General features: G+C 74.3%; 9 protein-coding genes and 2 pseudogenes. All 11 read right to left on the minus strand.

Features of this window, described 5'->3' with window-relative positions; translation table 11 throughout:
• Window positions 1-244: pseudogene (locus tag FNX44_RS18675) on the minus strand (hypothetical protein); the annotation flags it as partial.
• Entirely contained in the window at window positions 241-1464 is a 1224-nt protein-coding gene (locus FNX44_RS18680; RefSeq protein ID WP_323369489.1) for an FAD-dependent oxidoreductase, read from the minus strand. The gene FNX44_RS18680 and the pseudogene FNX44_RS18675, both read right to left, overlap by 4 nt.
• A 14-nt stretch (window positions 1465-1478) precedes the next feature.
• Window positions 1479-2303, minus strand: a complete 825-nt coding sequence (locus FNX44_RS29030; RefSeq protein ID WP_153507441.1) for a thioesterase II family protein — start codon at window positions 2301-2303, stop codon at window positions 1479-1481.
• Window positions 2300-3448: an alpha/beta fold hydrolase gene (locus FNX44_RS18690; protein ID WP_143649439.1), complete on the minus strand. Its 1149-nt coding sequence runs from the start codon at window positions 3446-3448 to the stop codon at window positions 2300-2302. The genes FNX44_RS29030 and FNX44_RS18690 overlap by 4 nt, the downstream gene beginning before the upstream one ends.
• Window positions 3445-4092 carry a 4'-phosphopantetheinyl transferase family protein gene (locus tag FNX44_RS18695; RefSeq protein ID WP_143649440.1) on the minus strand — a complete coding sequence of 216 codons (648 nt, stop codon included), beginning with the start codon at window positions 4090-4092 and terminating at the stop codon, window positions 3445-3447. The genes FNX44_RS18690 and FNX44_RS18695 overlap by 4 nt, the downstream gene beginning before the upstream one ends.
• On the minus strand, window positions 4079-4855 hold the full coding sequence (locus FNX44_RS18700; RefSeq protein ID WP_143649441.1) for a 2-oxo acid dehydrogenase subunit E2: 777 nt from the start codon (window positions 4853-4855) through the stop codon (window positions 4079-4081). The genes FNX44_RS18695 and FNX44_RS18700 overlap by 14 nt, the downstream gene beginning before the upstream one ends.
• Window positions 4852-5088, minus strand: a complete 237-nt coding sequence (locus FNX44_RS18705; protein WP_143649442.1) for a phosphopantetheine-binding protein — start codon at window positions 5086-5088, stop codon at window positions 4852-4854. The genes FNX44_RS18700 and FNX44_RS18705 overlap by 4 nt, the downstream gene beginning before the upstream one ends.
• Window positions 5085-6983: an HAD-IIIC family phosphatase gene (locus FNX44_RS18710; RefSeq protein WP_153507443.1), complete on the minus strand. Its 1899-nt coding sequence runs from the start codon at window positions 6981-6983 to the stop codon at window positions 5085-5087. The genes FNX44_RS18705 and FNX44_RS18710 overlap by 4 nt, the downstream gene beginning before the upstream one ends.
• Window positions 6980-8002 (minus strand): 3-oxoacyl-ACP synthase III family protein, encoded by a 1023-nt coding sequence (locus FNX44_RS18715; protein WP_143649444.1) that lies wholly within the window; start codon window positions 8000-8002, stop codon window positions 6980-6982. Before FNX44_RS18715 ends, FNX44_RS18710 begins: the two co-directional genes overlap by 4 nt.
• Window positions 7999-9558: an acyltransferase domain-containing protein gene (locus FNX44_RS18720; protein WP_143649445.1), complete on the minus strand. Its 1560-nt coding sequence runs from the start codon at window positions 9556-9558 to the stop codon at window positions 7999-8001. The genes FNX44_RS18715 and FNX44_RS18720 overlap by 4 nt, the downstream gene beginning before the upstream one ends.
• Window positions 9559-9610: 52 nt before the next feature.
• Window positions 9611-9726: pseudogene (locus tag FNX44_RS18725) on the minus strand (2-oxo acid dehydrogenase subunit E2); the annotation flags it as partial.

The raw sequence follows: 9726 nt of genomic DNA on the forward strand, positions 1-9726 counted from the left end.
CGTGGGTGAGGAGGGGGCCGGGGAAACGGGTGAGGACAAGTGGGAGAGCCGCGCCGAGGGCGGCGGCGGCGAGCGTCCAGCCCTGGTGTTTGACGGTCTCGAAGGCGGCGAAGGCGAGGGTGAACACGGCGAGCAGCAGCCACCCCGGCCCCCAGGCGGTGGAGGGACGGGCAGGGTCCCGCCGGGCGGTGCCTCCGGCGGGACCCTGGTCGTCGGGTGGTCCGACGGGTGGTTCGATGTTCACCGGGCGAGTTCCGGCTGGAGTTGGAAGTAGGCCGAGCACAGGACGCGCTTCTGGAGGTAGCGGCTGCGGTTCATGACGCGGTAGAGGGTGGAGCGGCCGGCGACGGCGAGCTGGTTGCCGTAGGTGAACGCCTTCTCCTGGCGCATCTGGAGGCCTCGGGAGATGCGGACGGCCTGCTCTCGCTGGTGCTGGAAGCGCAGGGCGGCGGTGTGGAGGAGTTCGTCGCCGCGGCGGCCGGTGGCGCGGAGCGGGCGGTCCAGCAGACCGGCGAGGGTGTGGCCGTCGATGAGGGCGTGGTTGACGCCCTGACCGAGGATGGGGGTCAGGGTGTGCGCGGCGTCGCCCATGAGGGTGAGGCCGGGCCGGGACCACTGCGGTGTGGCGACGGTGAAGATGTCCAGCACGGTCGTACCCGACCATCCGGTGACCGACTCGCGCAAGCCGTTCGAGAGTTCCGGCGCGATCTCGTCGATGCGGCGGTGCAGTTGCTCGATTCCTCCCTTGCGCAGTTCCTTGAGTCCGCCCTTGGGGATGTTGAAGCCGATGCGGATGTCGTCGGGGTGTGTGGGGATGAACAGGCCGTGGCGGGCGCCCTGGAGTCGGATGCGGTAGCAGGCGCGCGGCCAGCCGTCGGGGCGGGGCATGCGGAGCCAGACCACGTCGCGTTCGAGTGGCTGCTTGTCGTAGGCGAGGCCGGAGAGTTCGCGGGTCTTGCTGTAGCGGCCGTCGGCGCCGACGACAAGGCGGGCGCGTAGTTCGCGTTCGTCGCCGTCGGCGGTGCGGTAGCGGACGCCGGTGACGCGGCCGTCCTGCTCGATCAGGCCGGTGACCTTGGTGCCCTGGCGGAGGTCGTGGCCGGGATAGGCGGCGCCGGCCTCGGCGAGGGTGGCGAGCAGCGTGGGCTGCGGTATCTCCATCGGGTAGCGCTGGGCGTAGGGGTAGTCGGCGAAGTCGGCGCTCATCACGACACGGCCGTTCTCCGCGATCTCCAGCCGTTCCACGACCAGGGCGCCGCGTTCGACGATGTTGTCCAGTACGCCGAGCCGGTCGAGCAGCCACACCCCGTCGGGGGACAGCGACTCGCCGCGGAAGCTGCGGTCGAAGCGGGGGCTCTGTTCGAGGACGACGACCTCGTGGCCGTCGCCGGCGAGGCCGAGGGCGAGCGCGAGTCCGGCGGGGCCGCCGCCGACCACGCAGACGTCTGTGGTGTCGGTGTTCACTGTGTGCGGGCCTCTCACTTCGTTGGGACGGTGGGAGCTGGGGGCGCGCCGACGGTCCGGGGCGTGGTAAGGGCGCGGGTGAGTCGTCGGCGCAGGGCCGGCAGCAGTCCCGCGTGGGGTTCCTGGACGAGGAAGTGGCCGCCGTCGAGGATGTCGCAGCCGAAGTCGCCCGCCGCGTGTTCGCGCCAGCCGCGGAGCTGTTCGACGGAGACGATGGGGTCGGTCCGACCGCCGAAGACGTGTACGGGCATGGGGAGTCGGGGTGCGGCCACGTAGCGGTGGGCGGCGCACAGCCGGAGGTCTTCGCGGACGGTGCCGAGCAGCAGCCGCAACCACTGCGGGCGGGCGAGGAGTTCGGCGGGGAGACCGCCGGCGGCCCGCAGCCGTTCGGCGAGGGTGACGTCGTCGAGCGCGTCGACGGCGTCCTCGCTGGTGACTCCGAGCAGGGAGCCGGCGAGGTGCGGGGCGGCGTAGGCGGCGGCGAGGAACAGTTCGGGCAGTGGTCCGCCGCGTGCCATGCGGCGTTGGACGAGCCAGAAGGCCAGCATCGCGCCCATGCTGTGACCGAACACCGCGTAGCGCCCGGTGACTTCGTCGGCGAGCTGGTCGTCGAGTTCGCGGACGAGGGCGGCCAGGTCGGGGTGGCGGCGGGGGGTGGTGACGGGTCCGTCGCGGCCGGGCAGCCGGACGGGGTGCACGGCGAAGCCGTCGGGTAGCGCGTCCCGCCACTCCCGGAAGGCCGACGGGTTTCCGCCTGCGTGGTGGAGGCAGACCAGGGTGAGGGGGGACGCGGTCGGGTCGGGTGAGGCGGCCGGACGCGTGAGGGCGGGGATCGTCATGTCCGGCTCCGCTCGCCGTGGTGGGCGGCGTGGGTGCGGGTGGTGCCGCCCCGGTCGGCGCGGCCGCGCACCGCGAGCAGGGCGGCGAGGGCGCGGGCGCGGCGGTCGCCGAGGGCGTCGAGCACGCCGTGCAGCAGCCACAGCCGGGTGTCGGCGAGGTGGGCCGGGGAGCCGTGCACGTCGTCGAACTCCACCCAGGTGAAGTCCGGCAGGTGCTCGGCGAGACGTTCCCATTCCCGGCGCGGGATGATCTCGTCCCGCCGGCTGGCCACGTAGCGGACGGGGACGCGCACCCGGGCCAGAGCCTGCTCGTCCAGCGCGAGCGTGGCCAACTCCTTCTCGAGCTGCGGTGGTTCGCGCTGGGCGAGGTGTGCGAGCGTGGCGGTGGTGGTCCGCGGAAGGGTCGCCCACACGGCGGGGTCTCGGAAGACGCCGTCGGTGGGTGCGCCGACGGTGTGCACGGCGGTGATCCTCGGGTCCTCGGCGGCCGCGCTCAGGGCGAGTTGCCCGGCGAAGCTGAGGGCGACGAGCTGGACTCCGGCGGCGCAGTGCGCCGCGCCGAGTTCGTCGAGGAGTTCGGGGATCATCTCGACGCTGTGCGGGCCGTAGCGGTGGGCGTTCTCGCCGACGCCGGGCATTTCGGTGACCACGACCGCGACGCCGAGCCGTCGGGCGGCGGCGAGGAAGGGCGCCCACTGCTCCTTGACGCTGATGATGCCGCCCATGACCAGCAGCAGCGGGCGTCCGGCGCGTGGTTCGAGACCGGCGGCCCACGCGGTCAACGTGCCGCTCGACAGCGTCAGTTCGAGACGTCTGATGTCACCGTGTGAGCGGCGCCAGGTGTCGAAGGCGCGGACGGCGAGGTCCCCGGCGGCGCGGCGGTGCTCGTCGGCCGGGTAGGGGAAGCGGGCCAGGACGTGGGCGCGGCAGGCGTGCAGGGGCCGGTCGGCGCGCTGGTGGTGGGCGGCGAGGCGGTTCCAGGTGCGCGGCCAGGCGTCGGGGGTGCCGTCGCGGCGGATGGCGGCCAGGCCCTGCCGCAGTTCCGTGCGGGTGATGCCGAGCGCCTTGGCGTGCAGGGCGGCGAAGCCGGCCAGTTCGGCGAGCGGCGGCGTCGCGCCGGCGGGGGTGCCCGTGGTGCCCGTCATACCGCTGTCCCTTCGCGCAGGGCGGCGCCTATCCAGTACCCGGCGGCGGTGCGGCTGCTCGGCAGTCGGCTGGTGGCCAGCCGCCAGCCGGGCGGTGGCACGTCCGCGCGGACGGTGGAGAGGTCGAGCAGCAGTCCGCGACCGTCGGCCTTGGCGACCGCCTCCTTGCAGACCCACAGCCTGGCGACTGCCTCGGTCCGGGCCTGGCGGGAGAGTTCGGCGAGGGCGTCGCGTTCGCCGGGGTGGCAGACGCGGGCGAGCATGCGCGGGCCGGGGGCGATGTCGCGGTCGGCGCGTTCGACGTCGACGCCGATGCGTCCGTTGCGGCTGACGCCGAGGAGGAAGAGGTCGTCGGTGTGGCTGAGGTTGAGGTCGACGGGGAGGCGTCTCCCGGTCTCCCGGTCGACGGGGTAGGGGCGGCGCCGGTGGTCGCGTTCCAGCGCGACCCGCTCGGCGGGCAGCTCCAGCAGGTGGCCGACGGTGGCCGCGACCAGGGCGCGGGAGCCGGTGCGGCCGGTGCCCCAGCACGCCTCCTCGGCGTGGCCGACGACCACGCCGCACCGTCGCCAGCGTGCGGTCAGCCGCCGCCAGCCGGGGGCGTCGGGGTCCGGGAGCAGTTCGAGCGGTGGTTCAGCGAGCGGCATCGTCGGGCTCCGGTGTGGGTGGTTGGCACAGGGTCTCGACGAGGTCGTCGAGGACGTCGGCGGCTTCGGCGCCGTCCAGGACGCGGTGGTCGAAGGTGAGGGACAGCGGCAGGACGGGCGCGGCGGCCAGTTCGCCGTCGCGGACGACCGGCCGGGTGGTGATCCGGCCGACGCCGACGGTGACCGCCGTGCCGCCGTGGCTGAAGAAGCGCTGCACCCGGCGGTGGCCGAGCGAGGTCACGGCGACGGTCCCCAGGTGGTGGTGGCGCCGGGTGGCGCGGTTGGCGGCGGCGAAGGCGAACCGGCCTACGGGGTACGGCAGTCGGCGGAGCGCGCGGACGCCGTCGAACTCGGGCAGGTGCTCCGGGTCGGTGGTCGCCAGCCTGGTGATGCGGGCCTGGAGGAAACTCCGCGAGGCCCGGTCGGCGTCGGTGAGCACCGAGGAGAGAACGACGCGGGTGCCGTCGACGACGCGGTCCAGGGTCAGTTTGACGTCGACCCACGGGTAGCGGACGAGTCGGGGCCGCAGTCCGCCGCCCCCGTACGCGGCGTTGGCGTCGGGGTGACGGGCCAGGACCCGGCCGACGGCGTGCACGACGTGGGTGACGACGGAGACCGGGCGGGCGGCGGCGGCCCGGTGCCGGAGGAGTTCGGTCGCGTCGACCTCGGCGTCCAGGTGCACGGGGGCGGCGCCGCGGGCGTGGTGGAGGAAGTGCAGGGTGTGGCGGCGGGCCCGGGGCACCGGGGTGGTCGGCGGCCTCACCGGACGATCGCGGTGTGCACCGCACGCAGGTTCCGCGCCTCCAGGACCTCCAGCATGGGTGCCGGGCCGCCGGTGGCCTGCTCGACGGCGGTGAGCAGCTTGAGCAGCATCACCGAGTCCCAGCCGGGCAGTTCGTCGAAGTCGGTGTCGAGGTCGTCGGCGTCGACGGCCAGCCCGGTCTCGTCGCGGAGGAGAGTGAGGAACCGGTCGGTGTCCAGGACGGCGGTGTTCATCGGTTCTCCTCGGTGTGGGCGCCGACGGGTACCGGCGCGGGTAGTTCGCTGACGACCGTGAGGTGTTCGACGGCCGACGGCAGGGTGGTCAGGTCGTGGTGGTAGCGGTGGAGGCCGTCGCCCCGGTCGGGGAGCGGGGTGAAGCCGTGGTCGGGGTAGAGGGTGGCGACGCGGCCGTTGCGCGGGCTGGGCCGGTAGCCGGCGGTGACCTCGGTGGCGTCGTGCGCGGCGGCCCAGCGCAGCAGTTCGCGCAGCCAGGCCGACTCGATGCCGCGGCCGAGCACGCGGCACGACATGACGAGGTTGTCGATCTCGACCCGGGTACCGGTGCGGCGCAGGAACGCGGCGCCGATGACGCCGTGTTCGCCGAACCTGTCGCCGACCCGGACGGGGCTGACGAGTACCGCCGGGTCGGCGAGCGCGGCACGTACCGCGGCCTCGTCCAGGCGCAGCGTGGTCAGGTTGAACTGGTTGGTGCGCTGGGTGAGTTGGGCGAGGCGGTGGACGTCGCCCGGGCCGGGGGCGAAGAGGGTGAGGGTGGTGTCGAGCTCCTTGAGGTAGTCGGTGAGGGAGGAGAACCCGGCGCGGAACTCGGCGCGGCGCCCCTCGGTGCGGTAGCGGCCGGCGCGGGCGCGGTCCTCTTCGGTGATGGCGGTGCTGTCGAACCAGCCCTCGGCCAGCAACCGGTCCGCGTGCGTGGCGGGTTCGCGGGCGTCGACGTCGATGACGGCGATCTCGGGCCGCTTGAGCCGGACGAGGCCGGTCTCGGTGGCGCTGTCGTCGACGAAGACGAGGCTGTCGCTGCCGATGCCGATGCGCTCGGCGACCTGCCCGACCGTGTCCACCTTGGGTGCCCAGTCGGCGACGACGGTGACGAAGTCGTCCCGCCGCACCAGCAGGTCGGGGTGGTCGCGCAGCACCTCGTCGACCTCGGCCGGGTCGTTCTTGCTGCATACGGCGAGCAGCACGCCCTGGCTGCCGAGTTGGGCGGCGACGCGCTGGAAGCGGCGGTGGGACTCGCCGCGGAAGCCCTCGGCCATGTCGAGGCCGGAGCCGCCGGACTCGGCGAGCGTGCCGCCCCACAGCGTGCCGTCGAGGTCGAGTACCAGGCACTTGCGGGGGCGGCCGCGCAGCGCGCGCACGAGGTGGGCGACGCGGCGGGCGAGCGCGCCCAGCAGGGCGTCGCCGTAGGCGACGTGGGCGTAGATCTCCAGCCGGGGGTCGCGGGCCGGTCCTGTGGTGGCGGCGATCGGGTCGAGATCGACGACGTGCACACCTTCGATCGCACCGGTGCCGAGTTCCAGCAGCGCGGCGTTGAAGCGGCGCCATACCGCGCCGAGCCGGGCGCGTTCGCGGAGATCGAGGATCTGGTCCGCCCACAGCGGCCACAGCGGCGCGGTGGTGAGGACGAGCACCCCTCCCCCGGCGGTGTACGAGCGGGCCAACGCGCTCAGGTGTGCGAGGAGTTCGTCGCAGGCGACGCTGACGTCGTCGACCGTCCACACGGTGTGCGGCACCCGGTCGAAGACGGCGGAGGCGTCCAGCAGGCACAGGGTGACGTCGGCCGCGCCGGGTGCGGCGAGGGCGAGGGCGTAGCCGCCGGGGTCGCCGGCGGTGACCCGGCCGACGACCTGCTGGCGGGCCAGCTCCCCGGCGAGCCGGGGCACCAACGGGGACACCGTGCCGCTCCCGGTCAACAGCACGTCGACAAGCGGGAGTTCCGGGTTCGCGCGGTGGGCCGCGTCGTGGTCCGCAGCGGCCAGCAGGGCTCCGGCGCGGCCGGTCAGCTCGACGTCGGCCGTGGCCAGGATCGTCGACAACTCCGGCCAGCGCGCGGCCAGTTCGCCCGCGTCGCGGATCGCCCGTACCGCGTCCAGGGCGGTGTCGGCGCTCACATTCCCTCCAACGCGAAGCCGGTGCGTATCCACTTGCTCGACTCGATGGCGATCGCCAGCGCCCGGTCTCCCGGGTCCAGCGGGAAGAGCCGGTCCAGTTGGAGGAAGGGCAGCGCGTTGCCGTTGTTGCCGGTCTCCGCGACGCAGCTGACCTCGGTGGCGGTGAGGCCGAAGCGTTCGACGAGGCCGCGGGTGATCTGTTCCGTCATCCGGCCGCCGAGCTGGGGCGGCAGCAGGTGGGTGATCGAGTCGGGCGCCCAGCCGGTGCGGTCCAGGAGATCCGCGAGCACGTCGGCGGCCAGAGCGGGCACGCCGGCCTCGATGGCCTTGTAGTCCTCGGCGACGGGCTGCTCGCCGCTGTCCCTGTCGGCGGCGCCGAACCAGCGGATGACCTGGCCCGGGTCGCGGCCGACGCCCACGAAGCTGTTGCGGACGGGGCCCAGATGGGTGCCGGGCGCGTCCGGCTCGTCGGCCAGGCCGAGGACGGCGGCTCCGGCGCCGTCGCCGAAGATCACGTAGTTGACCAGTTCGCTCGGCGGCAGGGCGGCGAAGTCGTGGTCGAGGACGAGGTGTTTGGCGCAGCTGTCGGCGCCGACGACCAGCGCCGTGCGGTGCTCGTCGTCGAGCATGCGACCGGCCAGGGAGAGCGCCTGCACGGCGCCCGCGCAGCCGGACTGGAGCTGGTAGGTGGGCACGGCCTGGAGGCCCAGCCGGTCCGCGACGAGGTTGACCGAGGCGGGCATCAGGTGGTCCGGGGACGCGGTGGCCAGCACGAGTACGTCGACGTCGTGCGGGGCGAGGTCGGCGGCGGCGAGGGCCGCCTCGGCCGCCTCGGTGGCCAGGTCGACCAGGGTGTGGGTCGGCTTGCCGGTCTCCAGGTCGACGCCGAGGTGCCGGGTGCGGGTGCCGATGAAGCGGTCCACCCAGCGCGGGTCGGTGCCGAACCGCTCCTTCAGCCGCGCGTTGTCGATCGGCTCGCCGGGCAGCGCGCTGCCGGTGCCGAGCAGGAGGTGAGTCACGACGGGACTCCTTCCGGAGCGGGGTGAGCGTGTCGTAGGTGGTCGATCAGTTCGCCGACGGTGGTGAGCTTCGGTAGCAGGGCCTCCACGTCGACCGGGCCGACCACCTGCTCGATCTCGTCGACGAGGCGCATGAGCATGATCGAGTCGAAGCCGAGTTCGGTGAGGTCGGCGTGCGGTTCCAGGGCCGCCATGTCGTGCCCGGTGACCTGGTGGATCGCGCCCCGGACCAGCGCCGCGAGATCGACGTCGGCGGCGGTGTCGGCCACGCGTCCGGCGGGCTCGGCGGTCGGCGCCGACTTGGCGGCGGCCGGCGCGGGCTCGGCGGCGGTCGACGCGGGCTTGACGGCGGCCGCCGTCTCCGTCGTCCACCAGAAGCGGGAGGAGTGGTCGAAGACGTAGCCGGGCAGCGGCCGCCTCACGCGCTGTTCGGGCCCGTACCAGCGGGAGAGGTCGAGGTCGGCGCCGTCGCGGTGCAGGGCGGCGACGACGCCCGCCAGCTCGCCGCCGGTCGAGCGGGGGCCTGCGGAGCAGGCGAGCGCCGTGTGCTCGCCGAGCCTGGCGCGCAGCAGTCGCAGCAGCAGCGGGCGCGGGCCCACCTCCACCACGTGCGTGGGCGCGGCCTCGGCGAGTCGCCGCGCGGCGGCGTCGAAGCGTACGGGCGCGCAGATCTGCTCGGTCCAGTAGTCGCCGTCGAGCTTCCTCGGCTGCTCCTCGCGGACGGTGGAGTACAGCGGGACGCGGGCCTCTCCGGGCGGCACCCGGGCGGCGAGCGCGGCGAAGCCGTCCGCCATGGGCCGCATCAGAGCGGAGTGGAAGGCGTGTGACACGCGTAGCGGACGTGCTCGGTGGCCCGCCTCGCGCAGCAGCGCGGCGGCCCGTTTGACGGCTTCCGCGTGTCCGCTGAGGGTGACGGCGGCGGGGCCGTTGACGGCGGCGATGTCGAGCACCCGGCCCCGTCCGGCGGCGGCGACGATCGGGGTGACCGCCTCCTCGCTCGCCTCCACCGCCAACATGGCTCCGCCGCGCGGGAGTTCACCCATCAGCGCGCCGCGGGCGCGGACCAGGTCGGCGGCGTCGGAGAGTTCGAGTGCGCCCGCGGTGACGGCCGCCGCGAACTCCCCGACGCTGTGGCCGAGTACCGCGACCGGCCGCAGGCCGACCTCCAGCAGGGTGGCGGCGAGCGCGTACTCGACGGCGAACAGTGCGGGTTGGGCGTAGCGGGTGTGGTCGAGGTCGGCCGGGCGTTCGCCGGTCAGCAGCCGTTCGACCGTGGTGTGCGGGCCGCCGCCCAGTTCGCCGAGCGCGGCCGACGCCTCGGCGAGGTGCCGCCGGTAGGGCGCGCAGTGGCGGAGCAGGGTCGCGGTCATCCCGGCGTACTGGCTGCCCTGGCCGGTGAAGACGAGTGCCACGCGGGGGCGGCCGCGGCGTGCCGCGGCGGCCGGCGGGCGGGGGCTGTCGGCGGCCTCGCGCAGCCATTCGTCGCAGGCGTCGAGCAGTCCGTAGCGGCCGAGCCCGGCGAGGGTCGCGCGCTGCCGCAGTCCGTCCTTGACCACCGTGCTTGACCAGGCGAGTTGGGCGGTACGCCGGGGGTTCTCGGTGGTCGAAGGTGAGGGACAGCGGCAGGACGGGCGCGGCGGCCAGTTCGCCGTCGCGGACGACCGGCCGGGTGGTGATCCGGCCGACGCCGACGGTGACCGCCGTGCCGCCGTGGCTGAAGAAGC

Origin of the sequence: Streptomyces alkaliterrae, from assembly GCF_007097205.2 — a bacterium.
Taxonomy (GTDB): domain Bacteria; phylum Actinomycetota; class Actinomycetes; order Streptomycetales; family Streptomycetaceae; genus Streptomyces; species Streptomyces alkaliterrae.